General features: G+C 72.1%; 31 protein-coding genes. 12 read left to right on the top strand and 19 right to left on the bottom strand.

Translation table 11 applies throughout. The features are described 5' to 3' along the window. Positions 1-46: 46 nt before the first annotated feature. On the top strand, positions 47-1,036 hold the full coding sequence (gene lpxK, locus BWR60_RS10310; protein WP_088150924.1) for a tetraacyldisaccharide 4'-kinase: 990 nt from the start codon (positions 47-49) through the stop codon (positions 1,034-1,036). On the opposite strand, the gene BWR60_RS10305 is transcribed toward lpxK, so the two are convergent. From BWR60_RS10305 to BWR60_RS10295, 3 genes are all read right to left on the bottom strand, one after another. Continuing rightward, the gene (locus BWR60_RS10305; RefSeq protein WP_088150923.1) at positions 1,033-1,860 is read right to left on the bottom strand and encodes a class I SAM-dependent methyltransferase; all 828 of its coding nucleotides are present in this window, start codon (positions 1,858-1,860) and stop codon (positions 1,033-1,035) included. The genes lpxK and BWR60_RS10305 overlap by 4 nt on opposite strands. A gap of 33 nt (positions 1,861-1,893) precedes the next feature. After that, positions 1,894-2,694 (bottom strand): class I SAM-dependent methyltransferase, encoded by an 801-nt coding sequence (locus BWR60_RS10300; protein ID WP_088150922.1) that lies wholly within the window; start codon positions 2,692-2,694, stop codon positions 1,894-1,896. A gap of 133 nt (positions 2,695-2,827) precedes the next feature. Continuing rightward, positions 2,828-3,064, bottom strand: a complete 237-nt coding sequence (locus BWR60_RS10295) for a DUF1127 domain-containing protein (protein ID WP_179221710.1) — start codon at positions 3,062-3,064, stop codon at positions 2,828-2,830. 175 nt (positions 3,065-3,239) lie between these two features. Between BWR60_RS10295 and BWR60_RS10290 the strand changes: the two genes are divergently transcribed. The 5 genes from BWR60_RS10290 (at position 3,240) to BWR60_RS10270 (ending at position 6,824) form a co-directional block, all read left to right on the top strand. Then, the gene (locus BWR60_RS10290; protein WP_088150920.1) at positions 3,240-4,040 is read left to right on the top strand and encodes an AraC family transcriptional regulator; all 801 of its coding nucleotides are present in this window, start codon (positions 3,240-3,242) and stop codon (positions 4,038-4,040) included. Between the two features lie 134 nt (positions 4,041-4,174). After that, a complete protein-coding gene (locus BWR60_RS10285) occupies positions 4,175-4,717 on the top strand; it encodes a DUF3455 domain-containing protein (protein ID WP_179221709.1) in 543 nt (180 codons plus the stop codon). A gap of 79 nt (positions 4,718-4,796) precedes the next feature. Beyond that, positions 4,797-5,504: a TOPRIM nucleotidyl transferase/hydrolase domain-containing protein gene (locus BWR60_RS10280; protein WP_218823431.1), complete on the top strand. Its 708-nt coding sequence runs from the start codon at positions 4,797-4,799 to the stop codon at positions 5,502-5,504. Positions 5,505-5,635: 131 nt separating this feature from the next. Then, the gene (locus BWR60_RS10275; protein WP_088150918.1) at positions 5,636-6,361 is read left to right on the top strand and encodes an SDR family oxidoreductase; all 726 of its coding nucleotides are present in this window, start codon (positions 5,636-5,638) and stop codon (positions 6,359-6,361) included. 40 nt (positions 6,362-6,401) lie between these two features. Then, complete coding sequence (locus tag BWR60_RS10270; RefSeq protein ID WP_088150917.1) at positions 6,402-6,824, top strand: cupin domain-containing protein; 423 nt, start codon at positions 6,402-6,404, stop codon at positions 6,822-6,824. A gap of 44 nt (positions 6,825-6,868) precedes the next feature. On the opposite strand, the gene BWR60_RS10265 is transcribed toward BWR60_RS10270, so the two are convergent. The 6 genes from BWR60_RS10265 to BWR60_RS10240 all read right to left on the bottom strand — a co-directional run bounded on the left by BWR60_RS10265 (position 6,869) and on the right by BWR60_RS10240 (position 10,680). Next, a complete protein-coding gene (locus BWR60_RS10265; RefSeq protein ID WP_088150916.1) occupies positions 6,869-8,839 on the bottom strand; it encodes a S9 family peptidase in 1,971 nt (656 codons plus the stop codon). Positions 8,840-8,908: 69 nt separating this feature from the next. After that, positions 8,909-9,067, bottom strand: a complete 159-nt coding sequence (locus BWR60_RS10260) for a YqaE/Pmp3 family membrane protein (RefSeq protein WP_088150915.1) — start codon at positions 9,065-9,067, stop codon at positions 8,909-8,911. 90 nt (positions 9,068-9,157) lie between these two features. Next, the gene (locus tag BWR60_RS10255) at positions 9,158-9,304 is read right to left on the bottom strand and encodes an entericidin A/B family lipoprotein (protein WP_088150914.1); all 147 of its coding nucleotides are present in this window, start codon (positions 9,302-9,304) and stop codon (positions 9,158-9,160) included. A gap of 10 nt (positions 9,305-9,314) precedes the next feature. Further along, positions 9,315-9,497, bottom strand: a complete 183-nt coding sequence (locus tag BWR60_RS10250; RefSeq protein WP_088150913.1) for a CsbD family protein — start codon at positions 9,495-9,497, stop codon at positions 9,315-9,317. Between the two features lie 90 nt (positions 9,498-9,587). Further along, positions 9,588-9,854 carry a hypothetical protein gene (locus BWR60_RS10245; protein WP_144445578.1) on the bottom strand — a complete coding sequence of 89 codons (267 nt, stop codon included), beginning with the start codon at positions 9,852-9,854 and terminating at the stop codon, positions 9,588-9,590. Between the two features lie 94 nt (positions 9,855-9,948). Next, complete coding sequence (locus tag BWR60_RS10240) at positions 9,949-10,680, bottom strand: Crp/Fnr family transcriptional regulator (RefSeq protein WP_088150911.1); 732 nt, start codon at positions 10,678-10,680, stop codon at positions 9,949-9,951. Between the two features lie 192 nt (positions 10,681-10,872). Between BWR60_RS10240 and BWR60_RS10235 the strand changes: the two genes are divergently transcribed. The 4 genes from BWR60_RS10235 to BWR60_RS10220 all read left to right on the top strand — a co-directional run bounded on the left by BWR60_RS10235 (position 10,873) and on the right by BWR60_RS10220 (position 13,474). After that, a complete protein-coding gene (locus BWR60_RS10235) occupies positions 10,873-11,127 on the top strand; it encodes a hypothetical protein (RefSeq protein WP_088150910.1) in 255 nt (84 codons plus the stop codon). A gap of 63 nt (positions 11,128-11,190) precedes the next feature. Then, positions 11,191-12,057, top strand: coding sequence for a hypothetical protein (locus BWR60_RS10230; protein ID WP_144445577.1), 867 nt, complete (start codon positions 11,191-11,193; stop codon positions 12,055-12,057). A 58-nt stretch (positions 12,058-12,115) separates the two neighbouring features. Further along, entirely contained in the window at positions 12,116-12,994 is an 879-nt protein-coding gene (locus BWR60_RS10225) for a hypothetical protein (RefSeq protein WP_088150908.1), read from the top strand. A 72-nt stretch (positions 12,995-13,066) separates the two neighbouring features. Continuing rightward, positions 13,067-13,474: a hypothetical protein gene (locus BWR60_RS10220; protein WP_088150907.1), complete on the top strand. Its 408-nt coding sequence runs from the start codon at positions 13,067-13,069 to the stop codon at positions 13,472-13,474. A gap of 9 nt (positions 13,475-13,483) precedes the next feature. Here BWR60_RS10220 and BWR60_RS10215 read toward each other — a convergent pair whose 3' ends face one another. Next, on the bottom strand, positions 13,484-14,116 hold the full coding sequence (locus tag BWR60_RS10215) for a VOC family protein (protein WP_088150906.1): 633 nt from the start codon (positions 14,114-14,116) through the stop codon (positions 13,484-13,486). Positions 14,117-14,335: 219 nt separating this feature from the next. Between BWR60_RS10215 and BWR60_RS10210 the strand changes: the two genes are divergently transcribed. Continuing rightward, the gene (locus tag BWR60_RS10210; protein WP_088150905.1) at positions 14,336-14,746 is read left to right on the top strand and encodes a nuclear transport factor 2 family protein; all 411 of its coding nucleotides are present in this window, start codon (positions 14,336-14,338) and stop codon (positions 14,744-14,746) included. A gap of 9 nt (positions 14,747-14,755) precedes the next feature. Here BWR60_RS10210 and BWR60_RS10205 read toward each other — a convergent pair whose 3' ends face one another. The 7 genes from BWR60_RS10205 to BWR60_RS10175 form a co-directional block, all read right to left on the bottom strand. Next, the gene (locus BWR60_RS10205) at positions 14,756-15,184 is read right to left on the bottom strand and encodes a YybH family protein (RefSeq protein ID WP_088150904.1); all 429 of its coding nucleotides are present in this window, start codon (positions 15,182-15,184) and stop codon (positions 14,756-14,758) included. A gap of 43 nt (positions 15,185-15,227) precedes the next feature. Continuing rightward, positions 15,228-15,674: a YybH family protein gene (locus tag BWR60_RS10200; RefSeq protein WP_088150903.1), complete on the bottom strand. Its 447-nt coding sequence runs from the start codon at positions 15,672-15,674 to the stop codon at positions 15,228-15,230. 58 nt (positions 15,675-15,732) lie between these two features. After that, the gene (locus BWR60_RS10195; RefSeq protein ID WP_088150902.1) at positions 15,733-16,152 is read right to left on the bottom strand and encodes a VOC family protein; all 420 of its coding nucleotides are present in this window, start codon (positions 16,150-16,152) and stop codon (positions 15,733-15,735) included. 263 nt (positions 16,153-16,415) lie between these two features. Continuing rightward, positions 16,416-17,675 (bottom strand): RNA polymerase sigma factor, encoded by a 1,260-nt coding sequence (locus BWR60_RS10190; protein WP_088150901.1) that lies wholly within the window; start codon positions 17,673-17,675, stop codon positions 16,416-16,418. Next, positions 17,672-18,043, bottom strand: coding sequence for a YciI family protein (locus BWR60_RS10185; protein WP_088150900.1), 372 nt, complete (start codon positions 18,041-18,043; stop codon positions 17,672-17,674). The genes BWR60_RS10190 and BWR60_RS10185 overlap by 4 nt, the downstream gene beginning before the upstream one ends. Before the next feature lie 331 nt (positions 18,044-18,374). Next, complete coding sequence (locus BWR60_RS10180) at positions 18,375-19,235, bottom strand: aminoglycoside phosphotransferase family protein (RefSeq protein ID WP_218823430.1); 861 nt, start codon at positions 19,233-19,235, stop codon at positions 18,375-18,377. Then, entirely contained in the window at positions 19,232-20,035 is an 804-nt protein-coding gene (locus BWR60_RS10175; RefSeq protein ID WP_275542375.1) for an alanine--tRNA ligase-related protein, read from the bottom strand. The genes BWR60_RS10180 and BWR60_RS10175 overlap by 4 nt, the downstream gene beginning before the upstream one ends. Positions 20,036-20,231: 196 nt before the next feature. On the opposite strand from BWR60_RS10175, the gene BWR60_RS10170 reads away from it, so the two are divergent. Further along, on the top strand, positions 20,232-20,915 hold the full coding sequence (locus BWR60_RS10170) for a class I SAM-dependent methyltransferase (protein ID WP_088150898.1): 684 nt from the start codon (positions 20,232-20,234) through the stop codon (positions 20,913-20,915). 7 nt (positions 20,916-20,922) lie between these two features. Here BWR60_RS10170 and BWR60_RS10165 read toward each other — a convergent pair whose 3' ends face one another. Both BWR60_RS10165 and xseA read right to left on the bottom strand, forming a co-directional pair. After that, positions 20,923-22,242 (bottom strand): MFS transporter, encoded by a 1,320-nt coding sequence (locus tag BWR60_RS10165; protein ID WP_218823429.1) that lies wholly within the window; start codon positions 22,240-22,242, stop codon positions 20,923-20,925. Positions 22,243-22,277: 35 nt separating this feature from the next. Continuing rightward, entirely contained in the window at positions 22,278-23,783 is a 1,506-nt protein-coding gene (gene xseA / locus BWR60_RS10160) for an exodeoxyribonuclease VII large subunit (protein WP_088150896.1), read from the bottom strand. Between the last annotated feature and the right edge of the window lie 12 nt (positions 23,784-23,795).

Raw genomic sequence — 23,795 nt, 5'->3', positions numbered from 1 at the left:
CCCTCCCCCTACCCCCCTCCCGCGGGGGGAGGGGGGACAAGAGATCATGAAGACCCCCGGCTTCTGGTATCGCCCGCGGGCGACGCCGGCGGCCTGGCTGCTGGCCTCGGCCGGCGCGCTCTACGACGCCGCCTCCCGGCTGCGCCGGGCCTGGGTCTCGCCGCAGCGCGCGCCGGTGCCGGTGGTCTGCATCGGCAACCTGGTGGCGGGCGGCGCCGGCAAGACGCCGGTGGCGCTGGCGCTGGGGCGGCGGCTGGCCGAGATCGGCATCACCGTCCACTTCCTCAGCCGCGGCCATGGCGGGTCGCTGGCCGGGCCGGTGCGGGTCGACCGGCATTCGGCCGCCGAGGTCGGGGACGAGCCGCTGCTGCTGGCCCGGGCCGCGCCGGCCTGGATCTCGCGCGACCGGCCGGCCGGTGCCCGTGCCGCGGCCGCCGCGGGGGCGCGGCTGATCCTGATGGATGACGGCTTCCAGAATCCGAGCCTGGCGAAGGATCTGTCGCTGCTGGTGGTCGATGGCGGCAGCGGCTTCGGCAACGGCCTGATCCTGCCGGCGGGGCCGCTGCGCGAACGGCCGGCGAACGGGCTGAAGCGGGCCGATGCCCTGGTGGTGATGGGCCCGGATCGCGCCGGGATCGGGGATCTCGCCGCCCGCCACGGCCTGCCGGCCCTGGGGGCCCGGCTGGTGCCGGCAGCGGAGGATGTCGCCCGGCTGCGCGGCCGCAAGGTCCTGGCCTTCGCCGGCATCGGCCGGCCCGAGAAATTCTTCGCCACCCTGGCCGAGCTGGGGGCCGAGATCGTCGGCGCGGTCCCCTTCCCCGACCACCACGCCTACACGCCGGACGAGGTGATGCGGCTGGTCGAGACGGCGCAGGAGCGGCAGGCCGTGCCGGTGACCACGGAGAAGGACCTGGTCCGCCTGCCGCCCGAGGCCCGGCCGATGGTCGAGGCGCTGCGCGTCGAGCTGGCGTGGGACGACCCTGCCGCGGTCGACGCGGTGCTGGAGCCGGTGGTGCGGCGGGCACTGCGCGCCTAACCCCCTGTCGCCGCGCCCTGCGGCGTCCGGCGTGGCGCGCCCCAGGTCAGGGTCGAGACCATGTCGAGCGACAGCTGCCCGTCGGTCGCGAAGGGCCGCATCAGTGCCTCGAGCTCGCGGTCGAACTCGGCGGCCAGGGTCTCGCCCATCACCGCAAGGCTCCAGGTCGCGCGCGAATGCTGGCCCCGGATGAACTCGGCGACGCTCTGCCGGGCTGTGAACGGAAACGTCTTCCGGCCGGCGATGTCCATCCAGGCCTCGTGGCGATTCGCCTCCGCCGCGGCCGCCGCCGGATCGTACCGGCCGCCGACCCGGGCGATCCAGCGCGCCAGGAACGCCGTCCAGGCCTCGCCGCCGCAGGGGGCAGCAGCCGGCTCGTCGCCGCTGATCACCGCCAGGGTCCCGGTCCATTTTGCAAGCTTCGGGAACACCACGGCGTGATCGAGCCAATGGATCGAGGTGCCGGCCGTGGCAAGGTCGAAGCCGCGATGTGTCCGGTAGGCCTCGGCCGTCCCGACGGTCCAGGCGATGCCGCCATGCCGGCCGGCATCCGCCGCCCGCCCGGCCTCGATCATCGCCGTGGACAGGTCAAGCGCGACCACCTCGGCGAAATGCCCGGCCAGGACGATGGCGATCTTGCCCGGCCCGCAGCCCAGGTCCAGCACCCGACGCCGCCCCGCCACCTGGTTGAGCAGGAACTCATACAGCGCCGGGGCATAGGGCGGCCGGGCCGCGTAGCAGCGGGCCACGCCGGCATCGGCGAAGGCCGATGCCGTGGCCCGGCGCTCCGGTTGGTTGGTGGCGATCCGCCCGGGACGGTGCATGGGGCCTCCGCTGGTGGCCGGCGGTGCGGACCATCAGGCCGCCCGGCGGGCAATATACAGGCTGGTCGTCATGTTGCGGACGACACGGCCGCCGAATTCGTCGCGGGCGATGCGGCGCAGCCCGGCCAGCACGGAATCGCGGTCGGGGCGGAGGCTGACGGTCGAATAGGTCGCATAGAGCGCCGCCGTCCGGTCCTCGTCCAGCACCAGGGACCACACGCTCGTCGCCGTGTCGACGATGTCGAAGGCGCCGGTCCGCTTCAGCGCCGCCAGGCGGGCCTCGCGGTCCAGGCCGAACGGGATGCCCCGCTCGCCGGTCGAGGGGTTGGCCGACCCCTGCAGAAGATCCCGGGTCGCGAGATGGAACGGGTCGGGCCGGCTGTCGTCGCCGAACACGTTCCAGAACGCCGCCCACCAGCCGCCGGGGCACAGCAGGCGCGCGATCTTGGCCAGCGCGGCCTCCTCGTCGAGCCAATGGAAGGCGGTGGCGCTGACGCCGAGGTCGAAGGCCCCCGCGTCCAGCGCCGCGTCCTCGAAGGCGGACACCTGTACCGTCAGCGCCGGGTCCAGGTTTGCCATCCGCAGGAATTCGGCGAGGCGGGGATCCGGCTCGACCGCGACCAGCGGGCGGGCGCCGAGATCGAGGAGCCGGCGGGTCGCCTTGCCCGTGCCGGCGCCAATCTCGAACGTCGTGGTCCCCGCCCCGAGGGCGCAGCGGGACCGGAGCGTTCCGAACACCCAGTCCGGATAGTCCGGGCGGGCATCGTGATAGTTGGCCGGGTCGGCCCCGAAGGCCTGGCGCCCCGCTTCCCTGGCGAGTCTCGACGGTGGCATGGCCGATTCTACGGAGGTCGAAGGCCGGCGGGTCAAGGGCCTGTAGCCATCATGGGGCAGGACGGAATGCGTTCCGAACGCGGGAGGCGGGCACCATGGCCGGCCAGGACGCCCGCCATTCCGGCTCTCGCCGCTACCGCCCGGTCCATCCGGCCGGCAGACGGCCGCGGCGCACCAGGCCGCGGATCTCGCCGCGGGTCAGCCCCATATCCGCGAGCAGATGGTCGTCGAGCGCCGTCAGCCTCGCGGTGTCCCGCGACATCTTCACCTGCCGCCGGATCCAGGCCGCGATGCGGTCCAGGGCCGGCGGTGTCCGGCGGATCGCCGCGGTGCGGGGCTCGCGGCACGAAACGGCCGTTGCGCTGTCCATCATCGGACTCCCTTGCTGGATGCCGACGCCCGGCCGCGATGCCCATCGGGCCGGCGTCGATGGCGAGCACCCTAAGCTCGTCTCCGCTTTTCGGGTTAGCGCGACTACGCCCACTTATATCTGTGAGCCGCCACATATCTGGCGCCATCTGCCCGATTTCTGTATCTGAGTCGCCATGGTTCATCCGGAGAATCTGGTCCATCCCGATCTCGACCGGCCGGCGGCGCAGGACTATCCCGCCCCGGCGCTGGTCTATGCCGGCGAGGCCGAGGCCGGGCTGCATTTCCGGTCGCACAGCCACCGCTGGGCGCAGCTGTTCCACATCGTCTCCGGCTCGGTGACGGTGGAGACCGCGCGCGGCAGCTTCGTGGTGCCGCCCGAGCGCGCGCTGTGGATCCCGCCGGACGTGCCGCACGCCGTCACCTATCTGCAGCGCTCGGCGCTGCGCTACCTGTTCCTGCGGCCGGAGGCGGCACGCCGACTGCCGCCCGAGCCGTCGGTGATCCGGCTGTCGCCGCTGCTGCGCGAGCTGGTGCTGGCGCTGCTGGGCCATCCCCGCGACGGGGCCGCGGCCGACGGCCCTGCGGGACGGATCGTCGGCGTGATCCTCGACCAGCTGGTGACCGAGCCGATCGCGCCGCTGCACCTGCCGATGCCGGAATCAGCCCGGCTGCGGCGCGCCGTGGCCGATCTCGCCGCCGACCCGGCGCGGGCCGACGGCCTGGCCGAGGTGGCCGGGCGGGCGGCCCTGTCCGAGCGCTCCTTCGAGCGGCATTTCCGGGCCGAGACCGGCCTGAGCTTCCGCGCCTGGCGGCGCCAGGCCCGGCTGCTCAAGGCGGTGGAATGGCTGTCGCTCGGCGCCTCGGTCGGCGATGTCTCCGACCGGCTGGGCTATGAGGGACCGAGCGCCTTCGTCGCCGGCTTCCGCAAGGCCTTCGGCGTCACGCCCGGCCGCTATTTCGCCGGGGGCGGCTGAGGCGGCGCGGACACCGGTCCCGTTGCGAATGCAATGATGGCGACACGCTTCCGTAGCGGCGGCAGGCCAGCATCGGACCCGGCACGGAATTGGCCATGTCCTTCCCTCCATCATTCTCCGCCCGGGTGATTGCGATGTCTCGATATGCCCTGTGCGCCTGCCTGCTGCTGGCCGCCCTGCCGGCCGCGGCGGCGCCCGCCCCGGCCCTGCAGAGCCCGGCCGATGCGCGGCTGCTGTTCATCGCCAAGGCCTCCGGCGTCCAGATCTACCGCAGCGCCGACACCGGCGGCGCGCTGCATTGGGAGCTGGAGGCGCCGCTGGCCCGGCTGACCGGTCCCCGCCTGAGCGGCCAGGACGGCCGGGTCACGATCTATCACTATGCCGGCCCGTCCTGGGAGGCGGCCGACGGCAGCAAGGTGGCGCGCGACCCGGCGGTGCCGATGGTCTCCGCGCCGTCGGCCGACCCCGCGGACATCCCGGCGCTGCTGATCACGGTGGCGGCGGATCCGGCCTCCGGCGTCCTGGCCGGGGTGTCCTATGTCGAGCGCCTGGCCGCGCATGGCGGGGCCGCCCCCGCGACGCCGCCCGTCCGGCCCGGCACCCGGATCGGCGTTCCCTACACCGCCACCTATGCCTTCTTCGCCAGGGAGGCCCCGAAGGCGGAGGCGGGCCGCTAGCAGGTCCGCCGCGGGCTCGCCAGCGGCCGCCGGGGATGTGTACGATCACGGGGCCTGTCGGACCGCATGGATGGCCGGGTTGCCCAGCAAAGCCGAGGATAGGACGCCGCCGCGATCGGGGGACCGCCCCGACGGCGCGCGGCGCCGGTGGCGGGAGCGTTCCGTTCCAGGATATGCGAGCGGGGCCGATGCGCCGCTGCGGGCCACCGCCGCTGCGCTGGACCGCGCCCGGCACGCCCGGTCCGTCGTGCTGGTCGAGGGCATCAGCGACCAGATCGCGGTCGAGACCCTGGCGAGCCTGCAGGGACGGGACCTGACAGAGGACGGCGTGGCCGTGGTGCCGATCGGCGGCGCCCGGTCGGTGTCGAAGTTCCTCGCCCGCTTCGGACCGGCCGGCGCCGGGCTGCGCGTCAGCGGCCTGTGCGATGCCGCCGAGGAGCGGCACTTCCGCCGCGAGCTGGCCCGGGCCGGCTATGCCCGGCCAGAGACGCGCGGCGAGCTGGAGGAAGCGGGCTTCTTCGTCTGTGACCGCGACCTGGAGGATGAGCTGATCCGCGCGGTCGGGCCGGACGCCATCGAGGCGATCCTGGCGCAGGCGGGGGACCTCGCATCGTTCCGCACCCTCCAGCACCAGGCCGCGTGGCGGCAGGCCGGCTTCGTCGATCAGCTCCGCCGCTTCCTGGGCGCGGGGGCACGCCGGAAGCTGCGCTATGCCGGCCTGTTCGTTCGCGCACTGGACCTCGACCGCCAGCCCCGGCCGCTCCGGGCCCTCCTGCGCCTGGCCTGACTGGCGCCGGCCGGCGGCGCGGGGCCGGACGCCGCCCTGTCACATCCGCGGCCCCTGCCTCGTCTTGGGGTCGAGGCGCCGGGTCCGGCAGGACAAACGGGCGGCGGCGCCTCGGCAACACGAGGCGGAACATGAAGGTCGTGATCATCGGCGGCTCCGGCCCGATCGGCGCCAGGACCACCCGGCTCCTCCGGCAGGCGGGCCATGAGGTCGCATCCACCGGCAACGCCCCGGGGCCGGCCCTGGCCGGCGCGCAGGTGGTGGTCGACATGACGGACGCGGCCTCCTGCCGCGACGCCGCGGCGCTGGAGGCCTTCGCGGCCGCGCAGCGCGCCCTGCTCGCCGCCGAGGCGGCTGCCGGCATCGGACATCATGTGGCGCTGTCGGTGGCCGGGACGGAGCGGCCGCGACAGGGCAGCGGTACCCGCGGCCGGATGACGCAGGAGCGGCTGATCCACGCCTCCGGCCTGCCCTACACCCTCATCCATTCGACCCAGCTGTTCGAGTTCCTGGGCGGCATCGCCCGGTCGGCGGCGGCCGGCGCCATCCTCCGCCTGCCGCCGGCGGCCGTGCAGCCGATCGCCCCCGACGACGTGGCCGCCTTCGTGGCCCGGATCGCGCTGGGCGCCCCGCTCAACGACACCATCGAGATCGCCGGGCCGGAACGGCTGCGGCTGAGCGAGCTGGTCGCCCGCTACCTGCGGGCGACGGAGGACCCGCGCGCGGTCGTCAGCGACATCCACGCCCGCTGGCCGGGCACAGCGTCCGACGACCGCCCGCCGGTTCCCAACAGCGCCCCGCGCCTCGGCATGACCCGGTTCGAGGCGTGGTTCCACCGGGCCCGGGCAAGGGCCTGATCCTCCGTCCCTGTTTCATCCCAACCTGAAGGACACAGCCATGAAACACATCCTCGGCGCCCTCGCGCTCACCGCCCTGGTCTCGGTCCCGGCCCTGGCGGCCCCCGCCTTGGCCGCCGATGTCGGCTCGAAGGTGACGCTGGTCTACGACCATGTGATCCCCAATATCCCGGGCAAGAGCCTGAAGGCCTTCCTGGTAGAATACGCCCCGGGCGGGTCGTCCGACGCCCACACCCACGCCAAGTCGGCCTTCATCTATGCGACGGTGCTGGAAGGCTCGATCACCAGCCAGGTCAATGACGGGCCGGTCACGACCTACACCGCCGGGCAGAGCTTCACCGAGCTGCCGGGCGACCGCCACGCCGTCAGCTCGAACGGCAGCAAGACCGAGCCGGCCAAGCTGCTGGCCGTCTTCGTCGTCGACACCAGCGAGACCCAGCTGACGACGCCGATCCACAAGTAAGCCGGCCACCGCGGCCGGACCGGTTGGCCCGGCCGCGGCGATGCCTAGAAGGCCAGCCCGGTCTTGAAGATCTCCACGGCGTAGAAGGCCAGCTCGCCGTCCAGGGCGCGCTGGATGTTGGCGGCCTTGCGGAAGCCGTGCTGCTCGCCCGCGAACAGGACATAGCCGACCGGCTGGCCCTTGGCCCGCAGCGCGTCGACCATCGCCTCGGTCTGGTTCGGCGGCACCACCTCGTCCTCGTCGCCCTGGAAGAAGATCACCGGCTTGGACAGCTTGTCGGCGTGGAACAGCGGCGACCGCTCGCGGTACCGTTCCGCCTCCGCCGGATACGGGCCGATCAGCCAATCGAGATAGCGCGACTCGAATTTGTGCGTGTCGCGCGCCAGCGCTGCCGCGTCGCTGACGCCGAAATGGCTGGCGCCGCCGGCGAAATAGCTGTCGAAGGCCAGCGCCGCCAGGGCGGTGTAGCCGCCGGCGCTGCCGCCGGTGATCACCGAGCGGGCGGCGTCGGCCAGGCCCTGCGACGCCAGATACTTCGCCCCGGCCACCGCGTCCTGCACGTCGACCACGCCCCAGGTCAGGTTCAGCCGGTCGCGATAGGCCCGGCCATAGCCGGTGCTGCCGCCATAGTTGACGTCGAGCACGGCGATGCCGCGGCTGGTCCAGTACTGGATGCCGAGATTGAGCGTCGAGGAGGCGGCGGAGGTCGGGCCGCCATGGATCTTCACCACCAGCGGCGGCACGTCGCCATCCGGCGCCGCATGGTCCGCGCTGGTCGGCGGATAGTAGAGGCCATGGGCGGTGCGGCCGCCGGCGGTCGGGAACTCGACCGGCTGGGCCGGGGCGAAGAAGCCGCGCAGCGCCGGGTCCTGGCCGATCCCGGTCGCCCGCTTCAGCACCTCCCACCGCCCGGTGGCGAGGTCGAGGCGGACGATCTGGGCCGGGTCGCGCGGCGAGCCGGCGCGAAACACCGCGATCCGCTCATCGGCGCGGACCGAGCTGATATCGGTGAAGGGGATGTCGACCGGCGTCAGCGCACCGGTGAGGAGATCGACCAGGGCCAGCTTGCCCAGGCCGCCTTCGATATAGCTGCACAGCAGGCGACCAGGGCCGGAGAAGGCATAGGCGGACAGGCCGAACACCCATTGCGGCTGGCCGAACTCCGCCGCCATCGCCAGCACCGGCTCGACCGGGCCGCCATTGCCGTCGCAGCGATACAGGTTCCACCAGCCGGAGCGGTCAGCGGCGAAGACCAGCCATTGCCCGTCGGGCGACCATTCCGGCTGGAACACGGATTCGCCCGACCCGCCGGCCACCGCCCGCGGCGTCCCGGCCGGCGCGCCTGCGGCGTCGAGGTCGGCGACGAACAGCGTGGTCTCGACCCAGGGCATGTTCGGATGGTCCCAGGCCAGCCAGGCCAGCCGCCCGCCATCCGGCGACAGCCGGGGCGAGGCGAAGAAGTCGTGGCCCTGCGCCAGGATGCGGATGCTGCCGGCGCCCTCGCCCTCCAGCGGCACGGCGACGATCATGTTGTCGGGATGGGCCCGGCCGGGCTGGTGCCGCTCGCCGACGCCGATCCACAGGCGCCGGCGCGGATCGACCAGGCCGTCGGCGAAGCGCCATTCCTCGCCGGCCTCGCCGGTGGCGGCGGTCACCGCGACCGGGGCGGCGCCGGGCGCCTGGCGGTACAGCCGGCGGTCGGGCCGCGCGCCGGCCGGGCCGGGGCGGTCGTTCGAGAAGAAGACGGTGCCGTCGGCGACGGTCCAGGCGCCGCCGCCATATTCATGCACCCGGGTGCGGATGTTGAAGTCAGGCGGGCTGATCTCGGCCACCGCGCCATCGGGCGCGCGGCGCATCAGCACGCTGCGCCCGCCTTCCTGCGGCCGGCCCTCCAGCCACCAGATCGCATCGCCGTCCAGCCGGACCTCGGACAGGCCGATCGACTGCGCCACGATCAGGTCGGAGGTGATCGGCGACCTCCAGAAGCCGTAGGGGGCGATCCTGGTGCTGGGCATGGCTGCGACTCCGGTCGGTGGGCGACCGCGCCAGCCTCTCCGATCGGCGGCCCGGATTCCAGTGCCGCGCTATTTCTTCGCGATCACCCAGACCGCGTGGACGATGCCCGGGATGTAACCCAGCAGGGTCAGCAGGATGTTGAGCCAGAACGCCCCGCCGAAGCCGACCTGGAGGAATACCCCCAGCGGCGGCAGCAGGATGGCGATGATGATCCGGATCAGATCCATGCGGGGCGGGGTCCTTCAGGCTGCGGCGCGGAGATCAGGGAGATCGGGACGCCCGGGCGGATGGTGGGCCCATCCGCCCGGGCCGGCCGGTCAGGGCGGGTTCGGCTTGGTTGACTGCTCGATGCCCTGCCCGGCCTTCTGTGTGTCCTGGCCGAAGCCGCGGACGGTGTTGTCGCAGGCGGCCATGCCAAGGCCGGCGGCCAGCAGGCCGGCGATGAGAACGATGCGTGTGATCATGGTCTGCTCCTTACGTCTTCAGAACGTCCCGGACGGCGTCCTTCACCTTGCCGGCGGCGGACTGGACCTTGCCCGACGCGGCCTGCGCCCGGCCCTCGGCCTCGAGCTTGCGGTCGCCGGTCACCTTGCCGGCCGCCGTCTTGCCCTTGCCGACCGCCTGGTCGACCGCGCCCTTGATGCGATCCTTGTCCATTGGATTTCCTCCGTGGTTAGGAAACCGATCCGGGACGGACCGGTGAGGTAACGGCACCGCTTCGCTGGGAGTTCCCAGGTGCCGCAGGGATCAGCGGCAGAGGAAGCGGCCGATCGCCAGGCCGGCGACGAAGGCCAGGCCCAGCGCGGTCAGCGGCCGCTCGGCGACATGGCCCTGCAGCTCCTCGGCCATCGCGTCGGCCGCGCGGCCGACGCGGCGCGCGCCCCGCCGCCCGGCGCCGATCGCCTCCTCCGCGGCACCGCCGGCACGGCCGGCCAGGCTGCCGATCTCGGCCCGCAGCTCCGCCAGCGTCTGGGTCAGGGCGTCGACATCCTGTTCGAGGTTGCGGGTCGCCATGGTCATACTCTCCTCTGGGTTGCAACGAACGGCACGGGGCGGGCGTCGCGGCGACGCCGCGCACCGGGCCTATACGGGGACAAACAGCGGAAACTCAGATCAGTGGCCGTTTCGGCACGGGCGCCTCGGCCCATGCGGCGAGCGACCGCAGGGCGCGGGTGTCGTGCACCTGCAGCTTCTTGCGCGCCAGGGTGAAGACGCCGTCGCGATGCAGCCGGCGCAGCACCCGGTTGGTGTGGATCAGCGACATGCCCAGCATGTCGGCGATGTGGCTCTGGGTCAGCGGGAAGTCGAGCCTGTTGTCCCTGACCAAGTCCAGCTGCCGCGCCCGCTTGTAGACGGCGAGCACGATGGTCGCCACCCGCTCCACCCCCGAGCGCTGGCCAACCGACAGCAGGTTGTCGTCGACGATGCCTTCCTCATGCGCGGTCAGCCAGGTGATGTCGTAGGCCAGGCTCGGATGGTTGCGGAACAGGTCCCACAACCGCCGCCGCGGGAAGACGCAGACCTCGACATCGGTCAGGCATTCGATGCCGTAGGGCGCGCCGGTCTGCGGCGCGATGTGGAAGCCCATGAAGTCGCCCGGCATCAGGATGTTCAGGATCTGCCGCCGCCCATCCTCCAGCTCCTTGAACCGGAAGGCCCAGCCGGAGAACAGGGTGTACAGGTCGCTGTCGTCGTCGCCCTGGGACAGGATCTGCGCCCCGGCCGGGTATTTCAGGTTGCCGCGGCGCATGCCGGCGATGAACTCGATCTCCTCCGCCGTGTTCGTCTTGAACAGCGGCTGGCTGCGCAGCGGGCAGGTGGCGCAGGGAGTCGCAGCCATCGATCGCTCTCCTCATCAACCGGCGAGTCGCTCCGGACGGCCATGGACTTAAACCCGAAGGTCGAATCCGAGTACGTCAAATGTTTAGTGCCGCTGCGATGCGCTCGCCGCACCCGCGCCGGGGCCGGCCTTGATCGCGCCACATCTCCGGCCGACCCTCGGGGTGACGGCCCCACGGATCCGGAGGGCGCGATGGCCTTCGTCATTCCCGGCGCGCTGCTGCTGTTCACCGTCCTGCTGATCGTGCTGCCCTGGCAGGTCGGCGCCATCCTGGGCGTCGCCGTGATCGGGACGCTGTTCGTCCTGACCATGCATTGGCGGCTGCAGGCGGAGCGGAGCTGGCGAAAGATCGTCTACGACACGCATCTTCGCGCCGGGGCCACGGCGGAAGAGGCGAAGGCCAAGGCCGACAAGGCACGATTGGACTGGGGCCCCGTTGATTCCTGACAGCCGGGGTTGGCCCGGCCGGCGAGCCGGGGCATGGTGGCCGCCGATCACAGCGGAGACAGCATGCGACCGGAATCCTTCGCGTTTCGCCGCCGCCTCGCGCCGGCCGGGCTGCTGCTGGCGGCGATAGCCCTGCCCGCCTCCGGCGCCCTGGCCCAGCAGAGCGCGCCGCCCGGCCAGACCATCCCGCCCGCCGATGCCGGCGCGCCGTCCAACGCGGTGCCGGAGACCGGGCCGGCCTTCCGCCAGGCCACGACCCTGGGCCGGCAGATCTTCGCCATCGACGGCGCCGCCGCCCTGGCCAGCGCCACGCTGCGCCGCAACGGCGTCGACCCGCAATCCGGCGGCGTCGTCGGCTGGGTGACCGAGCCGGCGGCGAACGGCATCCTGGTCCGTTTCGTCCGCCGCGGCAGCCAGGGGCCGGAGGCGGCCTATGACGTCACGGTCGATGCCGGCGGCGCCGCCCCGGTGCTGACCCGCCGCGACGGCGCGCCGCTGACGCCGGACCAGGCCGCCCAGTTCGCCGCGGCGCAGACCGCCCTGGGCCGGCTGGAGCAGCCCTGTTCCAAGACCTACCGGCCGGTGGCGTTCCGCGACCCCGGCACCCGCAACTGGCGGGTCTACGCCCTGGCGACGTCGGAGGATCCCGGCGTGTTCATGGTCGGCGGCCATTTCCGCTTCCTGGTCAGCCCGGATGGCGGCCGCATCCTGTCCGGCGGCCGGCTGCCGCCGCCTTCCTGCCTGGCCGGCCAGAAGACGGCCGAGGGCCACCCGGCCGTGGCCTTCATGGTGGCGGAGCCGGTCTCGAAGATCCCGACGGAGGTCCATGTCTTCCTGAGCCTGCGCCAGAACCTGCCGCTGATCGTCGTGGCGGCGGACGGCAAGCGCTGGCTGGTGGCCCACGGCACCATCGCCACGATGCAGCAGTAAGGTCCGCCCTTGGCCGCCGCCGCGCGACGCGGCATGCTGGCGGCACAGGGGGGACCATATGATCGACACCACCGCTTTGCTGCGCCGGTCCGGCGCGGCCCGCGTGTTGCGGCGCGCGACGCTGCCGCTCGTCCTGCTGGCCGTCCTGGCCGGCTGCAACAGCGCGACGCCGCCCGGCGCCCGCGGCCCGGCCACGGCGTCGGAGATCGCCGGCTCCCGCCTGGTTCCGCAGGCGTCGCCGGAGATCCAGCGGATCGAGGCCCTGGGCCGCACCATCTACGTCCTCGACAACGCCGCCGCCCGGGCGACGGATCTCGCTTTCGCTCAGGGAGCCAATCTGCGGGCAGCGGATATGCGCGGCTGGGTCACGGATACATCGGGTCCGGGCATTCTGGTGCGCTTTATCCGGCAGAGGGGCGACCGGTTCGAGGCGGCCTATGACGTGACCGTCGACCGGGATGGCCGGGCCGTCGCCATGACGCGGCCGGCGAATTCGGCCTTGACGCCGGAGCAGGCCATCCAGTTCGCCGCCAGGAACCTGGCGATCTCCGGCTTCGCTCCGCTGTGCGCGCCGCCTCTTACCTACAACACGGTGGTCTTCCGCGATCCCGGCAGCCGGAACTGGCTTGTCTATCTCCTGGCCGCGACCACGGATCCACAGGTGAGGATGTATGGCGGCCATCACCGCACCCTGGTCAGCGCGGACGGCAAGCGGATCCTGTCGTCGGCGAACCTGACGAAGACGTGCCTGGCGCCCCGCTTCGAGCTCCCTCCCGGAAGTGTACCCGTTGCCGACGTCGTGACCGAATTGCTGTCTCCGACGCCGACCGAAACCCATGTGTTCGTGACGCTGCTGTACGGGCTGCCTTTGACTGTCGGCACCATGGACAGACGGATCTGGAGCGTCGAGCAAGGCCGGATCTCGCTGATGAAGTAGCGTTCGACCGGCAGCTTCGCAGGATCTGTCAATCCGCACGGGCTATCCTGGCGTCAACGGAAGGAGGCACCGATGGCGACATCCTGGACCGAGAAGCTGAACGACCCGCGGCCGCACCAGGTCAAGCCGGTCCTGGTCGACATCGCCGGGATGAAGGCCGGCGAGATCATGCTGGTGCCGACGCCGCGGCTGATCGACGCCTTCATCCGCGTCATCCCGACGGGCAGCGCCATGGACGTGCCGGCGCTGCGCCGCGAATTGGCCCGGCGGCACGGGGCGCAGGTGACCTGCCCGATCACCACCGGCTTCCACCTGCGCATCGTCGCCGAGGCGGCGTGGGAGGCGCACCGGCAGGGCGCGGACCCGGTCGGGATCACCCCGTTCTGGCGGGTGCTGGACCGGCGGTCGCCGACCACGGCGAAGCTGTCCTTCGGCGACGCCTTCCTGCTCGAGCGGCGCCGGCTGGAAGGGCTGGCCTGACCCCGCCCCTCACCCGGCGAAGGCGACCAGGTTGCCGTCCGGGTCGCGGATGATGAAGGTGCGGGCGCCCCAGGGCTCGGTCCGCAGCGGCTGGTGGAACGGCGCGCCGGCGGCCTGCAGCTCCAGGAACAGCGCCTTTGGGTCGTCAACCGTGACCGTCGCGGCCAGGACATCGGCCTCGCGCTCGCGGAAGCCGGGGGCGAAGACCGGCCCCTGGACCCATCGCAGATTCAGCCGTGCCCGGTCGCGCGCCACCTGGGCATAGAAGGGCGGCTCGCCATAGGCGAAGACCACCGTGAAGCCGAACGTTCCGACGTAGAAGTCGCAGGCCGCCCGGATGTCGGCGACCAGCAGCTGCGGCTCGGCCGGGCCCAGCACCGGCCGCCCCTGCGACCCCAGCGCGGGGCCGGGCGTAGCGTCGAGGCCCCGGACCAGGGCCTGCCAGCTGTCGAAGCCCTCGCGCCGCGCCACCAGCTCCTGCGCGTCGGCCAGGGTGAAGGGCCGGGCCAGCACCTCGGCGTCGGTCAGCTGCGCGAAGCGGGGCAGCCAGGCCCGGATCTGCTCGGCCACCGGGTGGTGCCGGTCGCGGTGCCAGCGCAGGACGGTCTTGGCCTGCTTGCGGAGATTCTCGGGATTCGGCATGGGGCGCATCCGGGATGGTGGAACCTGCAGGCGGGCATTGCCCCTCCGGCCCCTGCCGACGCGCCCTGCGAAGCCGTGGAACGATGATCGCGCCCGGAGGGACCGTCAAGCCCGGCCGGCCCGGGCGCGGACCGGATGGTTCGACCGCGGCCGAAGCGTTCGCGCACCCGGCCAGCCCACCATCGGTGCAGGCTTCCCGCCGAACCGATGGAGAGCGCGATGACCACCGATGCCGATATCCGCCGGATCTATGAGCGCTGGCACGAGACCGTGCGCGGCCGCGACCTCGACGGGCTCATGGCCCTCTATGCCGAGGACGCGGTGCTGGAGACGCCGCTGATCCTGGCGACCCTGCCGGAACTCGGCTCGGGCGTGCTGCGCGGGCAGGAGCCGATCCGGTCCTTCTTCGCGGCCGGCCTGCGCACGCTGCAAAGCGACCTCAGCCGCTGGTACCGCACCGGCACCTTCTACGCGAATGGCCGGCAGCTGGTGTGGGAATACCCGCGCGAGACGCCGGAGGGTGACCAGGTCGACCTGGTCGAGGTGATGGACCTCGTGGGCGGGCTGATCGCCCATCACCGGGTCTATTGGGGCTGGGTCGGCGTCCGGCTGCTGGCGCGGATCGCCTGACCCGGCGCCTCAGGGCTTCAAATCCACTGCCGCGCGCAGGCTGCCATCCATATAGAAGGGCACCGATTCGTGCTCGTGCACGATCAGCCAGCCCTCTTCCGTCCGGCGCAGGCCCAGGGTGATGCGGAACCAGAGGTCGACCCTCGCACCATCGGTCTTGGTGCCGGTCATCCGGGCGAAGCCGTGGCAGAAGCCGACATCGCCATCCGCCGCGATGCGCAGGTCGTGCATCTCGTAGCCGATCGGCCCGTCCCAGGTGGCGAACCAGGCGTCCAGCCCCTCCGTCCCCGGCTGGTCGACCCGCAGCGGCGGCGCCAGCGAGAACAGCACGGGGTCGGCGGCATGGCAGGCGACGACGCCGCGGGCATCCTTGCGGCGCAGCGCCGCCGCATGCTCTTCGACCAGGGCGTGGATCCGGGCTTCGGTGGTGTCGGTCATGAGGTTCTCCTCTGTCATGGGTCCGATGTCCGGACCGGCTGCTTCAACGAGGGGCCGGCGTCAGGTCCACCGCCGCCCGCAGGCTGCCGCCCATATAGAAGGGCACGGATTCGTGCTCATGCACGATGGTCCAGCCATCGGCCGCCCGGCGCAGGCCGAGGGTGAGACGGAACCAGAGATCGACCGTCTCGCCGTCGGTCCTGGTGCCGCTCATCCGGGCGAAGCCGTGGCAGAAGGCGACATCCTCACCGGCCGTGATGTCGAGGTCGCGGAGCTCGTAGCCGATCGGCCCCCGCCAGCCGGCGAACCAGGCGTCCACCGCCTCGAGCTCCGCCTGGTCGGCCGCCAGCGGCGACCCCATGGAATAGAGGGAGTAGAGGGCATAGTCCGCGGCCTGGCGGGCGACGAAGCCCTTGGCGTCCTTGCGGCGCAGCGCCGCCGCGCGCTGTTCGATCACGGCACGGATCTCGCCGTCGTGCTGGCTGGTCATCTCGCTCCTCCTGACATGAAAGGCCGGCGGCAGGACCAGCCTCCCGCCGGCAGGCCGCTCAGCGGATCGGCGCGCCGATCGACCACAGCACGCCGAACGGGTCGCGCAGCTGGCCCCAGCGATCGCCCCAGAACATCGGCTGCAGCGGCGTGACGATCTCGGCTCCGGCCGCGACCGCCCGGTTCCACCAGGCATCGGCATCGTCGACCTGGAGATGCAGCGAGAAGGCCTGCGGCGCCTCCAGCGGGTAGCCATGCTCCGGATACGGGTCGCCCAGCATCACCGAGCCGCCGTTGATGTAGAGGTGGATGTGCATGGTGCGGCCCTGGTCGTCCACCGGAACGCGGCCGACCTCCTCGGCGCCGAACGCCTTCTGGTAGAATTCCGAGGCCTTCACCGCCCCGCCGACATTGAGATAGGGGGCCACGCCGCGGACCTCGGCCCGCGCCTGCATCGCGGCCTCGTTGAACTCGGTCATCCGGTCTCTCCTGCGTTCCAGCCGCGCGGAACCGCGGGCCTGCCCCTAGGACGAACGGCCCGGGGCGTTTTCGACATCGCTCCCGGAAAAAATTTGGTTCGCGCCGGACGTTCCCGACGGTCGGAAACCACCAAACCGTCATGGCGAGCCCCGAAGGGGCGTGGCCATCCAGAGATCGAGCCGCTGGATGGCCACGTCGGCTTCGCCTCCTCGCCATGACGGAAGAGGGCGGAGAGCTGGACGGATCTCAGAAACCACCGGTTTTACGCGGAGGCCGCGCCGTCCTGCTGGAGACGGTCGAGATGCATCCGGATATGGGCGGCCTCGGCCGCGGTGTTGGCCAGGGCGATGGCCTGGTTGAAGGCCTCCCGCGCCTCGGCGGCACGGCCGAGCTGCTGCAGCAGCGCCCCGCGCACCCCGAAGAAGTAGAAATAGCCGGACAGGCGCGGCGCCAGCGGCTCGATCAGCTCCAGCGCCGCCTGGGGGCCGAGCAGCTTGGCCACGGCGACGGCACGGTTCAGCGTCACCACCGGCGAGGGCTGCAGCCGCTCCAGCGTGGCGTAGAGCAGGTCGATCTGGGCCCAGTCGGTGTCCTTGGCCTCGGCCGCCCGCGCGTGCAGCGCCGCGATCGCCGCCTGCACCTGGTACGGGCCGGGGCTGCGGTGGCGGATCGCCTTGTCGATCAGCGCCAGCCCCTCGGCGATCATCCCCTGGTTCCACCGGCCGCGGTCCTGGTCCTCCAGCAGCACGATGCTGCCCCCGGCGTCGAACCGCGCCGCGGTCCGGGAGTGCTGCAGCAGCATCAGCGCGGTCAGGCCCATGATCTCCGGCTCCGCCGGGAACAGCCGCAGCAGCAGCCGGGCCAGGCGGATCGCCTCGTCGCATAAGGGGGCGCGCAGCGGCGCCTCCTCGCTGTTGGCGGCGGAATAGCCCTCGTTGAACACCAGGTAGATCATCGCGGCGACGATGGCCAGACGCTGCGCCCGCTCCGGCGCGCCCGGCGCCTCGAACGGCACGCCGGCATTGGCGACCTTGCCCTTGGCCCGGGTGATGCGCTGCTCCATCGCGCTCTCCCCCACCAGGAAGGCGCGGGCGATCTGCCGGACCGAGAGGCCGGAGACGATGCGCAGCGCCAGCGCGATCTGCTGCGTCGCCGGCAGGTCGGGATGGCAGCAGATGAACAGGAGCCGCAGGATGTCGTCGCGATACTCGGCGCCGTCCAGCCGCTCGGCCATGTCGGCCTCGGCGTCCTCGAGGTCGGACAGCATCTCGTCCGGCGGCAGCGGCTCCTGCTTCCTTCCGCGGCGCACGCCGTCGAGGGCGGCGTTGCGGCCGACGAAGATCAGCCAGGCCGCCGGGTCGCGCGGCGGCCCCTTCTGCGGCCAGGTCTTCAGCGCCCGGAGACAGGCCTCCTGGAACGCCTCCTCCGCCGTGTCCAGGTCCCGGAAATAGCGCAAGAGCGCGCCGAGAGCCTGAGGGCGGGCGGAGGCGAAGGCCGTGTCGATCCAGGCGATGTCGTTCATGATCCAGCGGGTCCCGGCTTGAAGCGGCGGATCGGGCGGACCTCATAGGTCGCCCCGGGGTTGGCGTCGGAGAGGTCGCGCACGATGGCGAGCACCTCCTCCAGCGACGCGCATTCGAAGGTGTAGAAGCCGAGAAGCTGCTCCTTGGTCTCGGCGAAGGGGCCGTCGAGCACCAGCGGCTCGCCCCCGCTCTGGCGCACGATGGTGGCGGCGGTGGTCGGCATCAGCCTAGCGACGGGCCCGACCTTGCCCTGCTTCGCCACCGGCTCCAGCACCGCGGTCAACTTGCCGATGACCGCGTCGTCTTCGGCCTGGGTCCAGGCTTCGGTCACGGCTTCGTTGTGGTAGCAGAGGACGGCGTACAGCATCCGGGTGTTCCTTCTTCCTCCCGAGGACGAAGGAGTATGCCCGGCGCCGACACGGGCCGCAAAAAATGCGGCGATGCTTCGGGGGACATCGTCATCCCCCGCGCACTGCTGCGCGGAGTGACACGGGTCTCGCGTAGTCCTGAGGTCCTTCAGAATACCCAAAACCGTCATTGCGAGCGCAGCGAAGCAATCCAGGGGCCAGTGCGAACCGGCCCCTGGATTGCTTCGTCGGCTTCGCCTCCTCGCAACGACGGAGCGGAGGCGCGGCGCATCACTTCATGCTGCGCCGCGCCCGGGATGACGAGGAACAAAGGGGTGAAAGACAGCGGCCTCAGCCCAGCTCCGCCAGCGCCATCTCGGCCACCGTCAGGTCGATCGCCGGGTGGTCGCCGTCGTCCAGGCTCCAGACAGCGGAGAGGGAGGACGAGGCCAGCACCCAGCGCAGCAGGCGGTCGCGCTCCATCCTCGCCGCCTCGGCCACCACCGCCGCCCGCCGGGCCAGGCGGCCGGGCTGGGTCGCCACCGCCAGGTCGGGCGCGGCCAGGGCCGGCGCGCCGGGAAGGCCCATGTCGGGGTTGGTGAACAGGCTGCCGAAGTCGTGGCCGCGGTCGCCGACCAGGTGCCGCGGATCGATCGCCAGCCAGCCCCGCGGCCCGAAATCCAGCACGTTGTCGTGGTGCAGGTCGCCATGCAGGGTGACGATGTCCCGCCGCTCGGCCAGCAAGTCACGGGCGATGGCGGCGGCGCGGGCGACGACGCCGCCATAACGGTCGCCGCCCAGGGTCAACGGGTCGTACCACCGCTCCAGCGGCAGCAGCCCGTCCGGCAGCGGCCGGCCGCGCGGCGCGTGCAGCCGGGTCGCGGCGTCGCACAGGATGCGGCAGGCTTCGTCATCCTGCCCCTGCCGCGACATCGCGACGAGCGACAGCGGGCCGGTGGCGCGTTCCAGCAGCAGCGTGTCGCCGTGCTGGGCCAGCACCATCGCCGCCCCCTCCCCGGTCCAGTGCTGCATCAGCAGGCAGCCCAGCTTCTCGTCCTCGTTCACCGGCTGCTTGATCATCGCCGGCAGGTCGCCGGCGCGCACCGCCAGCAGCCGGCTGCCATGGGTGACGATCGGCGCGCCGTCCGGCACCAGGTCCCAGCGCGCCAGATCTTCCTCGAACATCCCCGGATCCTCGGTCTTCGGTGTCATGCGGAAGGCTCCTCGATCTCGTCCAGATCGATGCCATGGGTGTCGAACCACCATTCCGGCGGCTTGTCCGGATGGCGGGGCTGCAGCCGGGCGTAACGGTCGCGCAACCTCTGCTGCCGCGCCACCTCCGCCCGGAAATACGGATGGTCGAGCGTGCCGCGCAGCGCCCACAGCCGGCGCAGCAGCTTACGCAGCACATAGCCCTGCTGCTTGCCGCCGGGGCGGGTGCCGTCGGCGATGATCCGCCCGATCGCGTCGGCCAGGCTTTCGACCGGGCTCATCGGCGGGGTGCCGTTGACCAGCGCGTCGAGCCGGTCGAGGCCGAAGCCGGCATCGATGCAGGTGCCGAGCGGATTGACGATGTTCCCGATCTCGACCCCGTCCCGGTAGAACTCGGTGCAGAAGCCGGTGACGTTGCCGTCGCTCCAGGTGCACTCCGGGTCCGGCCGGACCGGCACCCGGCCGCGATACAGCGGCGCCCACTCCGCCATCCGGTCGGGATGGATGGTGACGTGATGCGGCGAGGCCCCGATCTCCCCGAGGAAATCGAGCCAGAAGTCGATCGCCTGCCCGACCGTCCACTGCCGGAACGAGAACAGGCCGAGCATGCCGAAGCGGAGCAGATGCGTGCCGTCGCCGATCTCGTCGAGATCGCCCAGGCGCAGGCAGGACTGGAGATTGGCGAAGGTGGCGGTGACGGACGGGTCGATGAACAGCGGCTTGAACTGCTGCATGCCCGCCGTACAGAACAGCGTCGTGCTGTCGAAGGGCCGAACCGAAGGGTTCGTGTCGAAACCGATCCCCCTGTTCTCACAGAACAGGCGGAACCGGTGGGTCAGGCGTCCCGCGGGGACATAGGCAACCTCCTGTGCAATTCAGGACCGCCGGAAGGACGGCCCATTCGCTATCTAGCCACGCCCCGGGCGCTTCTCAAGCCCCCCTGGCGGCGGCTTCGCCTCGTCGCCATCTCCGGCAGAGCAAAAGGGAGGACATCGCATGGTCTCCGCGATCCGCTTCACCGGCACCGGGCCGGGCGCGCACACGCAGGATGGCTGCTCCGTCGAGCTGTACCGGCGCATGCCGGCCGACGGCGAGGCGGAGATCGTCGCCGGCGTGGTGGCGGCCGGCGGCACGATCCTGGAGCTGGGCAGCGGGCCGGGCCGGGTCACCCACGCCCTGGTCGCCCTCGGCTATGCCGTGACCGCGGTCGACAACTCCGCCGAGATGCTGGCCCATGTGCGGGGCGCGGAGACCGTGCTGGCCGACATCGAGGATCTCGACCTCGATCGCCGCTTCGACGCGGTGCTGCTGGCCAGCACGCTGATCAACTTCCCGGAGGCGGAGACGCGCGCCGCGCTGCTCACCGCCTCCCGGCGGCACGTCCGGCCCGGCGGCGTGGTGCTGATCGAGCGGCGCAACCCCGACACCTTCGCGACGCTGCGGCCCGGTCCGGTCGGTGAGGAGGCCGGCATCCGCCACGTCATCGAATCGGTTCGGCATGAGGGCCGGCTGATCCAGGCGACCCTGCGCTCGGAGGCCGCAGATGCGACCTGGACCCAGAGCTTCACCCAGGAGGTGATCGACGACGAGCGGATGGCGGCGGAGCTGGCCGCCGCCGGGCTGCGGCTGGACCGCTGGCTGGATCCGCGACGGACCTGGGGACTCGCCGTCCCGGCCTGACGCCCGCTCAGGCCGGCTGCGTTTGCGCCTGCCGCACCTCGTAGCCGCGGCGCCACAGCATGAAGACATGGACGCTGACCAGCGTCACCAGCGCCAGCAGGCTGAAGAACAGCGCCAGCGGCAGCCATTGCCCGGCGTATCTCTGCGCGATCACCGCCCCCAGCAGCGGCGCGCCGCCGGCCGAGACGGTGACGCCGAGCTGATAGCCCATCGAGATGCAGGAATAGCGCAGCCGGGCCGGGAAGGCGGTGGCGAGGAAACCCGCCATCACCGCATAGACGCCGGACAGGGTGACGATGGCCAGCGAGATGCCGAGCACGATCGCCGCCGGCTGGCCGGTGCCGACCAGGAGGAACATCGGGTAGGGCGACAGGATGGCCAGGAATGCCGCCAGCTTGAGGAAACGGACCTCGCCGATGCGCTCGGCCAGCAGCGCCGAGACCGGCTGCGACAGGAACTGGATCACCGTGACCCAGAGCAGGCAGTCGAGGATCAGCTGCTCCGGGATGCCGACATACTTGGTCGTGTAGGAGATCATGAACACGTTGGTGAAGAAGAAGCCGCCGGTGCCCAGCACCGACACGCCGGCCGCCAGCAGGATCGGGTACCAGGCGGTGCGCAGCGCCTCGACCACCGGCATCCGCGCCCTCTCGTCCTGCTTCACCACCGCCTCGAAGGCCGGGGTCTCCTTGACGCTGGCGCGGATGGCGAAGCCGACGCCGAGCAGCACCACCCCGGCCAGGAACGGCACGCGCCAGCCCCAGGCCATGAAATCGGCGTGGTCCAGCTGGGTCATCGCCCGGAACATCAGGAGCGCCAGCAGCAGCCCGGCCGGGCTGCCGAGCTGGGCGAAGGAGGCGAAGAAGGTGACCCGCTTCGGCGGCGCGTGCTCACCCGCCATCAGCACCGCGCCGCCCCATTCGCCCGAGGTGGCGAGGCCCTGCAGGATGCGCAGCACGATCAGCAGGACCGGCGCCCAGATGCCGATCTGGGCATAGGTCGGCAGGCAGCCGATGGCGATGGTGGCGAAGCCCATCAGCAGCATGGTGAAGACCAGCAGCTTCTTGCGGCCCAACCGGTCGCCGAGATGGCCGAACACCACGCCGCCGATCGGCCGGGCGATGAAGCCGACCGCGAAGGTGCCGAAGGCGGCCAGCGTGCTGAGGAACGGGTCGTCGCTGGGGAAGAACAGCGGCCCCAGCGCCAGCGGCACGGCCAGGCCGTAGACGTAGAAATCGTAGAACTCGACCGCGGTGCCGATGAAGGCGGCGGCCGCGGCGCGCACCGGCTGGCGGGCCGGACCAGGGCTGGAGGATGTACCGCTCAATCGGGCCTCGGCAGTCTGAGGTGGAGGAAGGGTGGCTAGAGCAGCGATCCCTGCTCGGGCTTCGGGTCCGGCGCGCGGGCGGGCCGGTGCGGCTTGCCGCCACCGATCACGGCCGGGGCCTCGCCGTCCTGGAAGCGGATCGACACGGCACGGCCGGGCGTCGCCTCCTGCGCCGACCCCAGGGCGTGACCGGTCGCCGGATCCAGCACCAGGGCGTAGCCGCGGCGCAGCACGTCGACATAGGAGTAGCTCTCCAGCAGCCGTCCGGCCGCCGCCAGCCGCGCCGTGCGGTCGGCCAAAGCGCGCTGCACCGGCTCCGGCCGGAAGCGGCCGGACAGGGTGTGGAAGCGCTCGGCCGGGCGGTGGGTCAGGCGGCTGCCGCAGGCGGTCAGCCGGTCGCCGAGCTGGGCCAGGTGCCGCGCCGTCTCCGCCACCTGGCGGCGCGGATGCGGCAGCCGGGCGCCGAGCTCGGCCAGCCGGGCGCGCCGGCGGTCGACCGTGCCGAGCGCGGCGCGGTCCAGCCGCTCGCCGCGGTCGTCCAGCCGCTGCATCGCCGTCTCGATCAGCCGCGCCGGGTCGCCGAGGCCGCGGCGCAGCGCGTCCAGCCGGGTGCGATGCTCGCCGAACAGCCGGGCGGTGCCGGATTCGAGGCGACGGGCGCAGTCCAGCACCCGGCCCAGCAGCTCGGCCCGCACCGGTACCGCCATCTCCGCCGCCGCGGTGGGAGTGGGCGCGCGGCGGTCCGAGGCGAAGTCGATCAGCGTCGTATCGGTCTCGTGCCCGACGGCGGAGATCAGCGGGATGGCGCTGGCCGCGGCCGCGCGCACCACGATCTCCTCGTTGAACGGCATCAGATCTTCCAGGCTGCCGCCGCCGCGGGCGACGATCAGCAGGTCCGGCCGCGGCACCGGCCCGCCGGCCGGCAGGGCGTTGAAGCCCTCGATCGCCGCCGCCACCTGGCCCGCCGCGCTCTCGCCCTGCACCGCCACCGGCCAGACCAGGACATGGCGCGGGAAGCGGTCGGACAGGCGGTGCAGGATGTCGCGGATCACGGCGCCGGTCGGCGAGGTGACGACGCCGATCACCCGCGGCAGGAAGGGCAGCGGCCGCTTGCGCCCGGCCTCGAACAGCCCTTCGGCGGCGAGGCGGCGGCGGCGCTCCTCCAGCATCTTGAGGATGGCGCCCTCGCCCGCCAGCTCCATCTGCTCGATCACCATCTGGTACTGCGAGCGCGAGCCGTAGATGGTCAGCCGGCCGGTGCAGACGACCTCCATCCCCTGCTCCGGCCGCACCATCAGGCGCGGCACCTGGCCCTTCCAGATCACCGATTCGAGGGTGACACTGTCGTCCTTGAGCGTCAGGTAGACATGGCCGGAGCGCGGCACGGTGACCTTGCCGATCTCGGCGCGCACGCGCACCAGGCCGAACTCGCCCTCGATCGTGCGCTTCAGCGCGCCGGTCAGCTCGGCGATGGTGAATTCCGGCAGGTTGGAGCCGGGGCGGCCGGCGGGGGCCGGGGGGGTGTCGTTTTGCTCGGTCATGCTGCGGCCACC

This window comes from Inquilinus limosus (assembly GCF_002195995.1).
Lineage (GTDB): Bacteria > Pseudomonadota > Alphaproteobacteria > DSM-16000 > Inquilinaceae > Inquilinus > Inquilinus limosus_C.
Note: the sequence above shows the minus strand (reverse complement) of the source record. Positions and strands in the feature narration are given on the sequence as shown.